A 16,611-nucleotide genomic window follows, 5' to 3' on the forward strand; every position below is an offset into this window, starting at 1 on the left:
AGCTTTATTTCTCTGCTTCCCATACTTTTAGGCACCTTCATCCTCAGATAAAAGGTCTATTTCCTAAAAGGAAAGTATTTAAAACCAGGACAGTTTGCCTTGTTTCAGTGCTCAACTTCTACTTTCAAAAGTTAAAAATAATGTTGCTGTACCAAAAGGTGTACCAGGTTTTAATTTTTAATTAGTCTTTTAAAATTTCGTAAATAATAAGTGAGTTGCAGCCTAACAGAAGTAAAATAAGCCTAAATGTATTTCTTAGTGAAATTTACACTAGATTTATTTAATTGATATTAGAAGAGTTTGAAGTCGATTTTAGGAATGGTGTACCAAAAGGTGTACCATTTAATGAATGTGATTTGATTTGATTTGATTTGATTTGATTTGATTTTAAAGGGTTTTATAATACCGCCTGACCTTTACACTTAAAATAAGTATAAATAGATCAGGCGGTTACTAAATTAGTTGAGTTGACCACATAAGCCGGGTTTTGTAGCTCAGTTACTAAAAGTAAATGAGATGACAATCATTCGTCTAGGCTATAAATCGCTCTATAGCTCAAGCAACCTACCCGGTTTCCACGCGAGCCACGCTTATATCATTGTAACTTGCGTAACAATAATCATGAAACCCTATTTGGTCTTGCTCCAGGTGGAGTTTACCCTGCTGCCAACTGTTACCAGTGGCCCGGTGCGCTCTTACCGCACCCTTTCAGCCTTACCTGTGCCTCTTTACCTTATAAATAAAGTAATTAGGTCATCGGCGGTCTTCTCTCTGTTGCACTTGTCGTCGGCTCACGCCGCCCAGGCGTTACCTGGCACCCTGCTCATTGGAGCCCGGACTTTCCTCCCGCTAGAAATACTTACGTAAACTAGCCAGCGATTGTCTGGTCAACTCGCGCGCATTTTACCTTATTTAGGCAAAAAGTCTATGAACTTTGTTTAATCAATATTATTGACTAATTTATTTAAGGCTAAGACTTAATACTCAGGGCAATATCATATAAAGCATTTTTCTTTACGCCATAAATTTCAGCGGTAATTGCACAGGCTTTTTTAGGTTTCATTTCTGCCAATAATAGTTTCAGCGTATCAATGGCTTTTGCTGGTATAGCATCAGCATCAATTTTGTTGCCTTCAATGATTAAAACCATTTCACCTTTCAGCTGATTTGCATCTTCTTGTAACCAAACTAATAGATTTTCAGCCGTATCAGAGTGAATGGTCTCAAAAGTTTTCGTTAACTCACGAGAAATAACCACATGACGTTGACCACCTAATACTTTTACAATATCGGCAAGCGTATCAATTGCTCGACGTGGCGCATCATAGAACACCATGGTACGTGGTTCTTCTAATAAATTCGCTAATTTTACTTGTCTGGCCGCTGATTTAGACGGTAAAAAACCTTCGAAGGTAAATCTATCCGTGGGTAGACCTGCCACAGACAGCGCTGAGATTACCGCACAAGGCCCTGGAATTGGCGAGACTTTCAGACCAAGGCTACGACAATGGCGAACAATATGAAAACCAGGATCACTGATTAATGGCGTACCGGCATCTGATACAAGCGCAATAGTTTTGCCTTCTTGTAACATGCTCGCCACTTGGTCTTGGCGTTGACGTTCATTGTGATCATGTAATGACATGGTTTTATTTTTAATGGCAAAGGCAGCCAATAGTTTTCCCGTATGACGAGTATCTTCACAAGCAATAACATCAACTTGCGTTAATATATCAATAGCTCTTTGGCTGATATCACCTAGGTTGCCAATAGGGGTTGCAACAATATAGAGGGTAGCTGGGGTTAGGGTTGTTTCACTCATGTCACTTATTCACTCGATTTGGCGGTTATATTAGCTTATACCCAAGTCATATCAAGATGCAGGGTTCAGCTGGAATTAGCAACGTCTTTAGGCAAGGCATTGATTGAAGAGAATGGTTATTCCCTGGTCGAAATCAATAACGATGGATAAAGCGGTTCTAAACCAGCCAATTAGTGGGCGGCTGAAAATCACGTTCATCATTGCATATGTTCATTAAGGACGCTGCATGGATGCAGCTTAATATAGAGTGCAGGAGCATATTCTCCTACAACCATTAATGAAATATACGCTTTGATCATGAATCGCTCAAGCGCCTGAAACGAGCATTTTGAAGTCACTTGGGTATATATTAGTTGAGACTAACTTCGTTGGCGTTTATTATAACCTTATACTGATAGTAATATGCACGGATTTATTTATTGTGGTAAAAACAGCGTCCTTACTTGTAAGAATAAAGCCAATAGGATTAGATTATTTTTCAATGTGCTTGCGAGCATTTAAAACTCGAATTTTACCGGTTTTATTACTGACCTTATTAACAAGCTGTAGCACTCAGCAAACATCTAAACCAACAACAGCTAGTCAAACGACTACTGAGCTTGAAGAAATCACCATAGACTCTGCGGCATTATCGGCTGAACAACACTTAGCCCTGGCTAAAACGTTAGCAAGTGATGCAGCGGTCATGGAGTTGATCACAGCAACAAAATTATTTTTTCAACAAAAGAATTATGCTAAAGCCCTATGGCTTGCCGATAAAACCCTGCCGCTAATCGATGCACAAATAGCTAACCCTATTCAAGCTAGGGTACAATTGCTGTTAATTAAAATCAGTAGTTTACAACACCTTGGCTATTATTCAGCAAGCCATCTACAACTTGAACAACTCGAACAATACACCCTTGATAATGATATAAGCCTTAGCGCAACATACTACCGATTATTAAGTAGCGCCCTGCAAGCAAAGCAGCAAGCTATTGCCGCGTTAAATGCGCAATTATACGCTTTTTCTTTAACCCAGCCCTCGGCACAAAGTAAGCAACAAATCGAAGATATTTGGCATAACTTAATACGCTTATCTCAATGGCAACTTAGTTTACTTGCTTTGGATAAAGCCCCTGAGAGTAAAGGCTGGTTGCGCTTAACCGTTTTGGCTAATAAATATGGCGGTAAACAAGGACAAATGCAATATCACCTAGCTATGTGGCAAAAAAAATTCAAACGCCACCCGGCTAACGTCATAGCAATACAGCTTGCTGAGCAAAGTATTATAGAAAAAAACATTGAAAACATTGCAGTAATACTACCCCTAACGGGAAAACAACATGCTGCTGGCTTAGCTATCCAACAAGGTATACTGGCCAGTTTTGCTAATGATGACACTAAAAAGCTACACTTTTTAGACTCTAATATGGTTAATTGGTATGGTTTAAGCAATGAACTTGCCACCTTAAAAATTGACTATGTTATTGGTCCATTACTTAAAAAAAATGTAGACCAGTATATTAGCCACACCAGTGCCCAAGCACAGTCAAAAAGTGATTATATGCTTAATGCTAACTCGGGCTTATTTAACATTAATCATCAAGATAACAATAACCAAGACGTTTTTCATACGGCCACTAGTGTGCTCGACCAGCCATTTGATTATATCAGCGCCATTAATAGTGACTCGGCTATAGAAAGTTACCTGCAGGGTGGCTCTAACAGCAAAGCTATTTCAACCTTGTTACTAAATATCCCGGCAAAGGCCTCACTCACTGAGCACCATACTGTACTTTCTATGCGCCCAGAGGATGAAGCCAAGCAAGCGGCCGCAACATTGAGCCGTCAAAACTATCAGCACCCTATCGTATTAAGCCAAAAAAATGTTGTCAGTAAACGCATTGCTCAAGCCTTTGTTAAACAATGGCAACGCATTACCGGTAACACCATAGCAGTGGTTTATTACAATACTGGCGCGCAAATGCAAGCGAATATTAAAGCCAGTTTATCGGTAGACAAGAGTAAAACCCGCATTAATAAACTTAAAAGCCAGCTTAATCAAAGCATAAAAGCGCAAACAAGAAATCGCCGTGATATTGATATGATTTATCTGGTTGGCACTCCAGAGCAAACACGATTAGTGAAGCCTTACATTGAAGTTAACATTAGCCCCTTTGCTAAAATAATTCCGGTTTTTGCTAGCTCTCGTAGCCATAGCACCCGCAGCGATTACAGTAGTAATAGTGATTTACAAGGGTTAACCTTTACCGAGATCCCCTGGTTACTCACCAGTGCGCAAAATACCGAGTTAGCGACACTTAGTCAGCAGTTATGGCCCAAGCGCAGTGATGGCTTATCACGCCTTTTCGCTATGGGCTATGATAGCTATCAACTTATCAGTAAAATCCCATTAATGCAGCAAGCACCGTATCTTCAACATTGGGGCCAAACAGGGACGTTAAAACTTAATAAAAATAATATTTTAACGCGCAGTTTACTCTGGGGCAGCTATAAAAATAACAAGGTAGTATCTATTGCTATGGAATAAGCGCGCTACCCGTCAAAATGACACGGGTACGGATAAGGGTAAGATTAGCGAGCAGTTTGCTCAACAATTTTTAGTCAAGCAAGGTTTAAGCCTTATTGATAAAAACTACCACTGCCGTCAAGGAGAAGTTGATTTGATCATGCTTGATGGCGATACTTATGTGTTTATTGAAGTAAAGTATCGTAAAAGTAAGGCGTTTGGCGGAGCTCTGGCTGCTATTTCTTCGAGTAAGCAGCAGAAAGTTAAACATTGCGTAACATTTTATCTGCATCAAGCCGGTTTAAATGAATATAATACGCCCTGTCGTATTGATGTCGTGGCGCTCGAAGGTGATATAAATAATCCACAGGTCACTTGGCTAAAAAATGCCTTTTAACCTTTTTAAATTTAATACAATAAATAAAATTAACGAAATATAGTTCCGGAGTCAGTTTTTCATGCTAGAACAAATAAAGAACAATTTTACCGAAAGCATACAAACACAAATTTCTGCTAGCGAACTATTAGCGCCAGCTATCGAGCAGGCGGGTATGATGATGGTGCAATGTTTATTAGGTGGCAATAAAATTATTTCTTGTGGCAATGGCGGCTCAGCCGGTCATGCCCAACATTTTTGTGCGCAATTACTAAACAAATATGAAACTGAGCGCCCTAGCCTGCCAGCAATTTCCCTTAACAGTGATATCTCTACCATTACTTCTATTGCTAATGATTACCAATATGATGAAGTTTTTTCAAAACAAATAAGAGCCCTTGGTCATAATGGCGATGTGTTATTAGCTATTTCTACCAGCGGTAACTCTCGTAACGTGGTGAAAGCCATTGAAAGTGCAGTATCTCGTGATATACCGATAATTGCCCTAACGGGTTGTGATGGTGGTGATATTGCCGGTTTATTGGGTGACGGCGATGTAGAAATACGTGTACCTTCGGCAAGAACATCCAGAATTCAGGAGGTACACTTAATTGTTATACACAGTTTATGCGAAATTATTGATAATACCTTGTTTCCTCAGAGTGATAGCTAGATGTTTACTCTACTAAGCCACACCTCAGTATTGGCTAAAGCAAGAGTTGCCCGCATGGCTGGTTTGTTAATGCTCATATCTGCTTTACAAGGTTGCGCAGTTGCCACTGTGATCGCAGTAACCGCAGGTGCAACTATGGTCGCCGATAGGCGTAGCTTTAGCAAACAAATAGACGATCAACGCATTGAGTTTAATGCCCATAATGAATTAAATAAGCAAAAAGCATTGGCTAAAAACACTAACTTACATGTTATTAGTATCAATGGCACTGTTTTAATCGTCGGACAAGCGCCTAACAGCTACCTTAGAGATCTTGCTATTAAAACCATACAAGACGTGCCTAATATCGTTACCATACACAACCAGATACGTATTAGCTCTACTACCGCCATAACCACGCAAAGCAATGATATTTGGCTAACCTCTAAAGTAAAATCAGCCCTACTTGCCAGTAGTGAAGTCAATGCCAAGGATGTTAAGGTGGTAACCGAAAATTCTGAAGTATTCCTGCTAGGCTTAGTAACGAGAGAAGAAGCAAATATTGTCGTTGAGATCACTCGTAATATTAACGGTGTCAGTCGGGTAATTAAGGCCTTTGAATATATCTAACGAGCAACGGATAACATTATTTTAAAACAAAAAAACCAGTAAATATCGACGATAGCTACTGGTTTTAGTATGTATATAAATAAAGCTTATTTAATGATTTTCAGGCTAGCTTTACTTTTACCCTTTGGCCTGTTCGACTTATCTATCTTACTACCTGTTGAAGCAACACTCTTCAAATTAGACTTTGGTTTTTCAGGTACTTGTTCAACTACCACTTCTTCACCCTCTGCAGGATGTTCGATAGGCAATGAAGTTCCCGCTCCGTTTTCTTTAGCATATATTGCACCTATAGCACCGTAAGGTACGGTAATGTGCTCTAATATGCCGCCAAAACGGGCACTAAACTCAATACTTTTATCACCCAATGAAATGGTACCAACCGCTGAACTGGCAATATTTAACACTATTTGCCCATCAGCTACATAACTCATGGGTACTAATACGCCATATACATTGACGTCTACCATGATGTACGGTGTTAACTCATTATCTGAAATCCACTCATAGAAAGCCTTAATTAAATAAGGCTTATTAGAGCTCATTGAGCTAGGTGTTGCGTCATCCATTAGGTTGGGTGACCAAAGCGTAATTCACGCTCAGCTTCTGTCAATGAAGCTTGAAATGATTCACGTTCAAATACACGTAACATATACGTTTTAAGTTCTTTTGAACCTTCGCCAGATAATTCAATACCAAATACCGGTAAGCGCCATAATAATGGTGCTAAATAACAATCAACCAAGCTGTATTCTTCACTCATAAAGTATGGCGCTTCATTTAAAATTGGCGCGATACTTAACAAGCTTTCTTTTAATTCTTGACGAGCTTTAGCTGCTTCTGTGGTGGTGCCTGACATGATGATTTTAGCAAGGCTATACCAATCCTGCTCAATACGATGCATCATTAAACGGCTACGACCACGTGAAACAGGATACACTGGCATTAATGGTGGGTGAGGAAAACGCTCATCTAAATACTCAACAATGATTTTAGCTTCATATAGCGCTAATTCACGGTCAATTAAAGTTGGCACAGTACCGTATGGATTTAAGTCCAATAAGTCTTCTGGCAAATTAGCTAAATCAACTAAGTTGATGTCAACACCAACACCTTTTTCTGCTAAAACAATGCGCGTCTGATGACTGTACATATCATCGGCATGAGAGAACAACGTCATCACAGAGCGTTTATTTGCTGCTACGGCCATAGAGCCTCCTAAATTCATTTACTTTAAAAACTAACAAAGGGGAATTCGATATTTAACTATCAAATCCCCCTACAAATTTACAGTACTAGTACCTAGTGTACGTCTTTCCAATACTCTCTCTTAAGGAAATAAGTAAGAATAAAGAAGAAGAATAAGAAAGCTAATACCCAATAACCAATCGCTTTACGCTCAAGTTTGTTAGGTTCACCAACATATTCTAAAAAGTTAGTTAAATCACGAATAACCACATCATATTCTTCAGCAGTTAACCTGCCACCCATTGCTGGAGATAGCTGACCATGTTCGTCAATGGTGCTAACACCTTGCAAGTTTTGCAATACGTGTGGCATACCAACATCTTTAAAAACGGTGTTATTTACGCCAAACGGACGTGCTTCATCAATATAGAATGAACGTAAATAAGTATAGATCCAATCTGGGCTACGTAAACGTGCTTCCAAGGTTAAATCTGGTGGCGCACTACCAAACCATTTTTCCGCTTCTTTTTTCGGCATGTTATTTAGAATATGGCCACCCACTTTATCACCTGAGTACATATAATTAGCAATACCATCCGCTTCTTCAATACCTAAATCGGTAAAGGTTCGGCTATAACGTTGGTACTGTAACTGATGACAACCTAGACAATTGTCTATATAGGTTTTAAAGCCTTTTTTCAAAGACTCTTTATCAGATAAATCGTTATTCGCTTTATCTAAATGAATACTTGGCCCTGAGGCAACAGCTGAGAACGGCACAAGTACCGCTACACTACAAAGCATGCCGAAAGTAGCGGCGATAATTAATTTTTTCATTAGTCTGCAATCCTCTCAGGTACTGGCTTAGTGTTTTCATTTTTGCTGTATAACCATAAAGCAACGAAGAAACCAAAGTAACCAAAACTAGCAATAGCACCAATCAAGTTAGCGATAGGTGTCGCCGGCATAGTACCTAAAACACCAAGCACCACAAAACAAATAGCAAATTGAATTAAGTTGAATAAGTGCAGTTTTGAACGATAACGCACAGACTTAACCGTACCGCGATCAAACCAAGGTAATAAGAACAACACGATAATAGCGGAGAACATACCAATAGCACCTAACATTGCATTAGGAATAACACGTAAGATGGTATAGAAGGGACCAAAGTACCATACAGGTGCAATATGCTCAGGAGTTTTCAAACCGTTTGCTGGGGTGAAGTTTGGTGCTTCCATAAAGTAACCACCACCCTCTGGGGCAAAGAACATTACCCAACAAAATAGGAATAAGAAGCCAACAACATACATAATATCTTTAACAGTGTAATAAGGATGGAAAGGTACAGCATCAACAATATCGTATTTATCGCTATATTGCTTATGGAAGGTAAATTTACTCAACTCTTCCGGTTTCACACTGCCTTTAGGTTTCTTAATATCGATACCTTCGGGGTTGTTAGAACCCACTTCATGTAAGGCAAGGATATGCAAGAACACTAAAAGAACCAATACCAATGGCATGGCAATTACGTGTAAAGCAAAGAAACGGTTAAGGGTTGCGCCTGAAATAACATAATCACCACGGATCCACAGTGTTAAATCATCACCAATAATAGGAACTAAGCCAAAGATAGAGATAATAACTTGTGCACCCCAGTACGACATATTACCCCAAGGTAATAAGTAGCCCATGAAAGCTTCAGCCATCAACACTAAGAAGATCAACATACCGAAGATCCACAGTAGTTCACGCGGTTTTTGATACGAACCATACATTAGGCCGCGCATCATGTGCAGATAAACCACAATGAAAAACGCTGACGCACCGGTAGAATGCATATAACGTAGTAACCAACCAAAGTCGACATCACGCATGATATATTCAATGGAGGCAAAAGCACCCTCGCCAGATGGCTCGTAGTTCATCGTTAACCAAATACCGGTAAGAAATTGGTTCACTAGTACTAACATGGCTAATGAGCCAAAAATGTACCAAAAGTTAAAGTTTTTTGGTGCTGGATATTGTGCTATATGCTTATTCCATGCATCGGTTACGGGTAAACGTTTATCTATCCAGCCCATAAAATCGGTAAATACTTTCATCAACATTATGCGTCTCCTTGGCCTACACCAATTAATAAGATGTCGTCACTAATAAATGAATGCTCAGGAACCACTAAGTTTAATGGTGCCGGAACGCCTTGAAAAACACGACCAGCCATATCAAATTTACTACCATGACAAGGACAGTAGAAACCGTTTGGTACACCTTCTACAAATTCAGCGAAATCACCACCGTGATGAGTTGGCGCACAACCTAAATGAGTACAAACACCTAAAGCAACGAGAAACTCAGGTTTAATTGAGCGATAAGCGTTAGTTGCATACGCAGGTTGCTGAGCTTTTTCAGAATTAGGATCACGTAACTGGTCATCATGTTTAGCTAAATCATTCACGGTCTTTTCCGTTCTACGTACAACATAAACGGGTTTACCTCGCCATTCGGCGCGGATTAATTGACCAGGCTGTATTTTACCTACATTCACTTCAACTGGAGCACCCGCCGCTTTCGCGCGAGCACTTGGATTCCAGGAAGCAATAAAAGGCACAGCAGCTCCAACCACACCAACACCACCAACAACAGCAGTAGCCGCTGTTAGGAAGCGTCTGCGGCCGTTATTCACAGGCTCATTGCTCATTCATACTCTCCAACTAAGACTCTAACAAAACAAATATTTTTATACCAAACTAAGCGTTATATTGATTATACGCCATATGCGCGGCAGCTGTTTTTGTTAGCTCAAATTCATACCAAGCGGTATATCGACAAAAATTTTCCTGATCATAAAGAAATAGTGTGTTTTTTACAAGGTAAAAAGGAGCTTAGGTACTGTAAAAGCAGAAATAATTTGAAATACTTTGAAATAGAATAAATTAAGCATATTTAGGCTAGGGCAATTGTAATTTATGGCGGAAATACATAAATGGTGTAGGCATAAAAAAACCGACACAAGGTCGGTTTTTTGAAGCCAGATATACATTTTGCATATGTGGCTCCTATTTTCTAAATGTTCTGCATTTAGGCAAGGCATTGAATTAAGAGTCCCTGCATATTTTAGCTAAGTTGTAGATTAACTAAATGACTGGGACGAATAATGATAACAACGCAGCATAAATACTGAGCATAACGAAAATTAACGTTTTGAGAATTGTGGCTTCTTACGTGCTTTATGAAGACCAACTTTCTTACGTTCAACTTTACGCGCATCACGGGTAACAAAACCAGCTTGACGTAAAGCGCCACGCAATGTTTCATCAAACACCATTAATGCACGAGTAATGCCGTGACGAATTGCGCCAGCTTGACCAGAACTACCACCACCAGTTACAGTAATGTTAAAGTCAAACTTTTCTACCATTTCAACTAACACTAATGGTTGACGAACAACCATTACAGCCGTTTCACGAGGAAAGTATTCCGCGATATCACGTTTATTAATTGTGATAGTGCCGTTACCAGCTTTCATGAACACACGAGCAGTTGAGCTCTTGCGACGACCAGTACCGTAATATTGATTATCAGCCATTGCTTAAAGCTCCCAAAGTTGTGGTTGTTGTGCAGTATGTGCATGCTCAGGGCCGGCATATACTTTTAATTTGCGGAACATTTCACGACCTAAAGGACCTTTAGGTAACATGCCTTTAACAGCAAATTCAAGAACGCGTGTCGGTGCTTTTTCAATTAGCTTTTCAAAGCTAATTTGCTTAAGACCACCAGGGAACTCAGTATGCGAGTAGTAAATTTTACCTTTCGCTTTGTTACCTGTTACACGTACTTTTTCAGCATTGATAACAACGATATAATCGCCAGTATCTACGTGAGGAGTATATTCTACTTTATGCTTACCGCGTAAACGGCTAGCAATTTCGGTAGCGATACGACCTAAAGTTTTATCTTCGGCGTCCACTAAGAACCATTCGCGTTTTACGCTTGCTGGTTTAGCTACAAAAGTTTTCATTAAAAACCCAATCTTATAAATGTTACTTAAATAACAATAAAAGCAATAAGCTTATATTGTCCGTTAAATGGACTACGCCATTGCCCCTTCGAGCATCGAGCCCAGCGCCATTGTTTATAAGGTACTATTTACATAAAAGTAAATGAAACCACACAACAATAGGCATTTGTAACGCAGGGAGCGCGGATTATACAGAAGAAAATAGTAAAGGTCACCTATATTAGCCATTGTTTTTTAAAATAATCGCTACTGTTATTAACCGGTATAGCTAGTTGCGCTATTAATGACTTTCAATAAATGATAAATAGTCATCAAAACGACGTAAGTGTATAAAAGGCTGGATAAGTTACTTCTTGCCTTGTAATGGTCTGTAATGGTCTGAATATTTTTATTATTATATATTTTAAGGTGCCAACGGACATTTAGCTCATTATTTGTCATAGCAGAGGGTAGTACCTTGATATTTATTACTGCTATTACCTATATAAGGTTGACCATCATTTTAAGACAAACAGATTTTAAATTGATTACCACTTTGATCAGTTTACTTTAAGCTGATTCGCCCTTGGCATAATTTTCGTTAATAGGTTACTAGCTCTGAGTAAAAGTTAACCTTTAGTTAATAATGGGTTACAAAATAATCGATTAATGGTTAACCAGTAATAAAAATAAAAAAAGTCGCTACAAAGTTTTACATTTAAGAAGTTTTGTCGCAGTATGAAGTTAGCCCCCGTAAAAATAAATGGAAATATAATTATGAAAAACTTACAACAAATGAAAAAAAGCGCACAAAAGGGTTTTACCCTGATTGAATTAATGATCGTTGTCGCGATCATCGGTATTTTAGCGGCAGTAGCACTACCTGCTTATCAAGATTACATTGCAAAAGCTGCATTTTCTGAAACCATAGCGGCAACCTCAGGCGTAAAAACTGCGGTTAATGTGTACGCACAAATTGAAGGAAAAGTAGAAGATGCTAAACTTGATGCAACGGTAGCAAAATTACTTGCCGGTGCCGATAAAGGCGCTACGGTTGCATCAGTTATCATGGACGATGATGGTAAAATAACAGCTACCTCAGAGGATGTAAAAGGTATGGGAAGCATTACTTATATTATCACGCCAGAAATGAGTGTTGGCGCAGTAATCTGGGTACAAAGCGGTACTTGTCAAGGCAAAGGTTGGTGTAAGTAATTTTTTGGCTGCAGGTTGGAGTCAACTGAAACGCTGTAGCAAGATAATAGAGGGTTAAATGCCTTCGGTCTATTTAAAAGCTCCTTCGGGAGCTTTTTTTTATAATAAAAAACAATGCTATGATAAAACCAATGCCAATCACCTTCTCGCCGCCCAAATATAAAGGCTTAATTAAAGCAACCCTTGTTGCGTTATTATTATTGACTATCACGCTATTATATTACCCAGGCATCAATGGCGCTTTTTATTACGATGATGTCGGTCCATTAAGCCCACTGGCGACTATAACTAACCTCGAATCAGCCCTAGTTTATATCTCTAGCGAAAGCTCTGGGCCGCTAGGTCGCCCTATAGCGATGCTAAGTTTTTTGGTCAATAGTAATGATTGGCCAAGTGCCACCTCTACAGGCAATATCAGTGCTTTTTTTAGCTTTAATGTCTTTTTACATCTTGCCAATGGTTTATTAGTATTCTTATTAACCTATTTTATCGCAAAACTCTACCAAGGCGAAAAAAAAGCCAATTATTGGTTAGCAATAACAGTCAGCGCATTTTGGCTGGTATTGCCCATCCAGGTTTCAACATCGCTTATCGCGATTCAGCGTATGGCAGGTTTATCAGCTTTTTTTGTTTTCTCGGGTTTACTGCTTTATAGCTATGGTTTGTATAAACAGTCTGTTGAAAGCTCCAACAATATTCATAATAACCATGGCCTGCCATTACAATTTATAGGCTTAATTGCTTTTACCCTGCTAGCGATGTTTTCCAAAGAAAATGGTGCTTTATTGCCTATATTTGTTTTGGTGCTTGAAATAACACTATTAGCTAACGTACCAACAATACAGTATCGTCGAAAATTGCGTATCTCAGCTTGTACAGCTGGCTTAATGACATTGTTATTATATTTGGCCTACCTAACCTTTAATACACGTAATGAATTACCTCATAGAGATTTCACCTTAATTGAACGCCTACTTACCCAACCACAAATACTAGTAGAATACCTTCACTTGGCTTTTATACCCGATATAACAGCATTTAGCCCTTTTCATGACAATTATCAACAGGTGAGCAATTTATTGTCATCAAACAAAGCGATACTTTCTATATTATTGCTTTTAGGCTTGCTGAGTAGTGCGCTATATTATCGGCTAAAGCAGCCATTATTTGCTTTTGCCGTGTTATGGTTTTTCGCTGCTCACTTATTAGAATCTACCGTAATCAGTCTTGAGCTCTACTTTGAGCATAGAAACTATGTGGCTTTATTTGGCCCTTGTCTGGCGCTAATTTTCACCTTTACTAAAGTAAAAAAACGTTACCAAAACTTAGCGGTTATTTCTTTCAGTCTATATTGGTTGTTATTGTGCGCTTGTTTATTATTAACCACGCAATTATGGGGGCAACCGCATCTTGCAGCACAAATATGGCAAGCTAAACAAGTCGGCTCCGCAAGGGCAACTGCTTATTTAAGTAATATATATTTACAAGCAGGAAAAATAGAGTCCGCTCAACAGTTATTAGCAAAACATATTAGCGAATGTGATAGTTGTACTAGTAGCCAAGCTATATCCTTATTTTTCTCTTGTTACTCGGGAGAAAAACAAGCTACAGAGGAAGCTTACCACGCATTATTGTATTTATCACAAACGACTAAAAATGCCAGAGGGGTTGCGGCCAGCTTAACTCAAGTACACAAATTAATTACCAATGATAGTTGCCAATACCTTAGCTTGACTGAATTAAAGACGCTAAATACCGCCTTTTTACAATTACCAAAATCATCTTTTAATAAAAAATTACCTTTTTTACAAAACTTATATGCCTTTGCTTTAAATGAACAAAATCGTAACGAAGCCATTCGTCTACTTTACTTAGCTTGGCATGAGCAAGCCGACGATATAATAGCCAATGAATTAGTGTCTATGTTAATTGCAAGCCAACAAACAATAGCGGCACAATATTTTATTAAAGAGCAAGTTTGCCAAAGAACTTCCTTAAACCCGATAATAGCTAAAGTTAAGAAAGAACACTGTGAATATCTTTCTCAAAGTGTAAAATCAACAATAGAGAAAAACAACAGAATCAGCGCTGAAAAGCCAGCAACTAATTTTATAGAAATTAATGATGATAACTAAAATTTCCGTAGTAATCCCCGCAAAAAATGAACAAGAATCAATAGCATCAGTAATTGCTAACTTAAAGAAGTTATCTTTTTCTGAGGATATTTGTCTAGCTGAAATTATTATTATTAATGATGGCTCTAGTGACAATACTGCACAAGTTGCTACTAATGCTGGAGCCATAGTAATAAATCACCCCTATAGCAAAGGCAACGGTGCCGCGATAAAAACAGGTGCACGCCAAGCCGAAGGCGACATTATTGTATTTATGGATGCTGATGGTCAACACGACCCTAAGGATATCCCTCGATTACTCGATAAACTAGCACAAGGCTATGATATGGTCGTGGGTGCAAGACAAAAAGGATCGCAAGCCAGTTTAGGTCGAAGTATTGCCAATAAATTTTATAATAAGTTCGCTAGCTACATGACAGGTCATAAAATTGAAGATTTAACCTCGGGTTTTAGAGCCGTAAACGCAGATAAATTCCGTCAATTTTTATCTTTATTACCCAATGGTTTTTCCTATCCCACTACATCTACCATGGCTTTTTTTCGGACCGGTTATTCGGTTGCTTATGAACCAATCCATGCAGCACAACGGTTAGATGAAAGTAATAGTCATATTCACTTGGTTAAAGATGGCATACGATTTTTATTAATTATCTTTAAAGTGGGCACACTTTACTCACCATTAAAGCTATTTTTACCTATTGCCGCATCGGTGTTTTTAACTGGCCTAAGTTATTATGGTTATACTTATTTTACCGCTGGTCGCTTTACCAATATGAGTGCGCTGATGTTTACTACCTCGCTGATTATTTTTATGGTTGGCTTGGTCTCAGAACAAATCACTACATTGATGTATAAAGACAGTGAGTAACTTAAGCAATAAAAAAAACTTACTGGTTTTAGCTTCTACTTACCCTAGATGGCTAGGTGATCACGAACCTGGTTTTGTACATGAATTAGCTAAACGCTTAACTGACACATTTAATGTTATTATTATTTGTCCCCATGCAGACGGCGCGGAAGAACATGAAACTCTAGAGGGTGTATCTGTGTTTCGTTACCATTATGCTCCCAAAGGTTTTGAGAGTTTAGTTAATGATGGTGGCATTGTTAGCAATTTAAAAAAGTCTCCCTGGAAGTTATTACTGCTACCATTATTTTTTGTTGCTCAACTCCTATTAATACGAAAAGTGATTAAACAAAAGTCTATCGATGTTGTACATGCTCATTGGTTAATTCCCCAAGGCTTAGCCTTAGCATTATTAAGTAAAGTAATAAAGCTCCCCCCTTTTTTAGTAACTTCACATGGCGCTGATTTATTCGCTTTAAAAGGCAGATTATTTAAACAATTAAAATCATTTGTTGCTCGACGAGCCACTCACTTAAGTGTAGTTTCCTCAGTAATGAAAACAGAATTAATGAAGTTGGGTGTTAAAAAAGACAAGATAAGTGTTATGCCCATGGGCGTAAACATGCAGAGTTTCAGTATTAATACAGATATTCTTCGATCAAAAAATGAGATTCTATTTGTTGGTCGCTTAGTAGAAAAGAAAGGTTTGTGTTATCTAATCAGTGCCATGCCTGAAATAATAAAGCAACAGCCAAGTGCATATTTAACCATTATTGGCTTTGGCCCTGAAGAAAAGGATCTAAAAGAGCAGGTAAAAACATTAAACCTAGAAAATAAAATCATTTTCAAAGGTGCCATAACACAAAGAAAATTAGCCCAATATTATCAATGCGCGGCTCTATTTGTCGCACCATTTATTGAGGCTAAATCTGGCGATCAAGAGGGCTTAGGATTAGTGTTAGTGGAAGCGCTTGCCTGTGGTTGTCCGGTGGTTGTTTCTGACATTCCCGCTTGTAGCGATGTAATAGCTGGTATGTGCAATGTAATGGTATTTCCTAGTACCAATACACCTTTATTAGCTAAAGTTGTTAGCGAAAGTCTTACTGAAGATAAAATACTATCAGAAGAAAATTTAATAAAATTAAGAGATAAATTCAGTTGGCAAGAAGTTACTCGTCATTACAGCAATAAACTCGAATCAATAATTAATCATGATCCAAATTAACAAGCAAAC

General features: G+C 38.5%; 16 protein-coding genes and 1 other RNA gene. 8 read left to right on the forward strand and 9 right to left on the reverse strand.

All coding sequences use genetic code 11. The features are described from left to right. Positions 1–459: 459 nt before the first annotated feature. An RNA gene (gene rnpB, locus CMT41_RS18385) (RNase P RNA component class A) lies at positions 460–895 on the reverse strand. Between the two features lie 75 nt (positions 896–970). Further along, positions 971–1,822: a 16S rRNA (cytidine(1402)-2'-O)-methyltransferase gene (rsmI, locus tag CMT41_RS15385; RefSeq protein WP_198149756.1), complete on the reverse strand. Its 852-nt coding sequence runs from the start codon at positions 1,820–1,822 to the stop codon at positions 971–973. Positions 1,823–2,309: 487 nt separating this feature from the next. Here rsmI and CMT41_RS15390 point away from each other — a divergent pair, with 487 nt between their 5' ends. The 4 genes from CMT41_RS15390 to CMT41_RS15405 all read left to right on the forward strand — a co-directional run bounded on the left by CMT41_RS15390 (position 2,310) and on the right by CMT41_RS15405 (position 5,992). Continuing rightward, entirely contained in the window at positions 2,310–4,355 is a 2,046-nt protein-coding gene (locus tag CMT41_RS15390; RefSeq protein WP_232299970.1) for a penicillin-binding protein activator, read from the forward strand. Next, entirely contained in the window at positions 4,342–4,731 is a 390-nt protein-coding gene (locus CMT41_RS15395) for a YraN family protein (protein ID WP_058027762.1), read from the forward strand. Before CMT41_RS15390 ends, CMT41_RS15395 begins: the two co-directional genes overlap by 14 nt. Positions 4,732–4,792: 61 nt before the next feature. After that, positions 4,793–5,383, forward strand: coding sequence for a phosphoheptose isomerase (locus CMT41_RS15400; RefSeq protein WP_057182461.1), 591 nt, complete (start codon positions 4,793–4,795; stop codon positions 5,381–5,383). Beyond that, positions 5,384–5,992, forward strand: coding sequence for a BON domain-containing protein (locus CMT41_RS15405; protein ID WP_058027763.1), 609 nt, complete (start codon positions 5,384–5,386; stop codon positions 5,990–5,992). A gap of 86 nt (positions 5,993–6,078) precedes the next feature. Here CMT41_RS15405 and CMT41_RS15410 read toward each other — a convergent pair whose 3' ends face one another. The 7 genes from CMT41_RS15410 to rplM form a co-directional block, all read right to left on the reverse strand. After that, positions 6,079–6,558 (reverse strand): ClpXP protease specificity-enhancing factor, encoded by a 480-nt coding sequence (locus CMT41_RS15410; RefSeq protein ID WP_058027764.1) that lies wholly within the window; start codon positions 6,556–6,558, stop codon positions 6,079–6,081. After that, entirely contained in the window at positions 6,558–7,199 is a 642-nt protein-coding gene (gene sspA, locus CMT41_RS15415) for a stringent starvation protein SspA (RefSeq protein ID WP_057182464.1), read from the reverse strand. Before sspA ends, CMT41_RS15410 begins: the two co-directional genes overlap by 1 nt. 92 nt (positions 7,200–7,291) lie before the next feature. After that, positions 7,292–8,014 carry a cytochrome c1 gene (locus CMT41_RS15420; RefSeq protein WP_058027765.1) on the reverse strand — a complete coding sequence of 241 codons (723 nt, stop codon included), beginning with the start codon at positions 8,012–8,014 and terminating at the stop codon, positions 7,292–7,294. After that, positions 8,014–9,291 carry a cytochrome b gene (locus CMT41_RS15425; RefSeq protein ID WP_197410296.1) on the reverse strand — a complete coding sequence of 426 codons (1,278 nt, stop codon included), beginning with the start codon at positions 9,289–9,291 and terminating at the stop codon, positions 8,014–8,016. Before CMT41_RS15425 ends, CMT41_RS15420 begins: the two co-directional genes overlap by 1 nt. Beyond that, complete coding sequence (petA, locus tag CMT41_RS15430) at positions 9,291–9,881, reverse strand: ubiquinol-cytochrome c reductase iron-sulfur subunit (RefSeq protein ID WP_058027766.1); 591 nt, start codon at positions 9,879–9,881, stop codon at positions 9,291–9,293. Before petA ends, CMT41_RS15425 begins: the two co-directional genes overlap by 1 nt. Positions 9,882–10,376: 495 nt before the next feature. Then, positions 10,377–10,769, reverse strand: coding sequence for a 30S ribosomal protein S9 (rpsI, locus tag CMT41_RS15435; protein ID WP_057182467.1), 393 nt, complete (start codon positions 10,767–10,769; stop codon positions 10,377–10,379). Between the two features lie 3 nt (positions 10,770–10,772). Continuing rightward, positions 10,773–11,201, reverse strand: coding sequence for a 50S ribosomal protein L13 (rplM, locus tag CMT41_RS15440; protein ID WP_057182468.1), 429 nt, complete (start codon positions 11,199–11,201; stop codon positions 10,773–10,775). 756 nt (positions 11,202–11,957) lie between these two features. Here rplM and CMT41_RS19810 point away from each other — a divergent pair. From CMT41_RS19810 to CMT41_RS15460, 4 genes are all read left to right on the forward strand, one after another. Then, entirely contained in the window at positions 11,958–12,395 is a 438-nt protein-coding gene (locus tag CMT41_RS19810; protein WP_442855046.1) for a pilin, read from the forward strand. A 119-nt stretch (positions 12,396–12,514) separates the two neighbouring features. Continuing rightward, on the forward strand, positions 12,515–14,530 hold the full coding sequence (locus CMT41_RS15450; RefSeq protein WP_058027767.1) for a hypothetical protein: 2,016 nt from the start codon (positions 12,515–12,517) through the stop codon (positions 14,528–14,530). Further along, the gene (locus CMT41_RS15455) at positions 14,517–15,398 is read left to right on the forward strand and encodes a glycosyltransferase family 2 protein (protein ID WP_197410297.1); all 882 of its coding nucleotides are present in this window, start codon (positions 14,517–14,519) and stop codon (positions 15,396–15,398) included. Before CMT41_RS15450 ends, CMT41_RS15455 begins: the two co-directional genes overlap by 14 nt. Beyond that, positions 15,391–16,602 (forward strand): glycosyltransferase, encoded by a 1,212-nt coding sequence (locus tag CMT41_RS15460; RefSeq protein WP_058027768.1) that lies wholly within the window; start codon positions 15,391–15,393, stop codon positions 16,600–16,602. Before CMT41_RS15455 ends, CMT41_RS15460 begins: the two co-directional genes overlap by 8 nt. Positions 16,603–16,611: the final 9 nt, after the last annotated feature.

It is taken from the genome of Colwellia sp. MT41 (assembly GCF_001444365.1).
Taxonomy (GTDB): Bacteria; Pseudomonadota; Gammaproteobacteria; order Enterobacterales; family Alteromonadaceae; genus Colwellia; species Colwellia marinimaniae.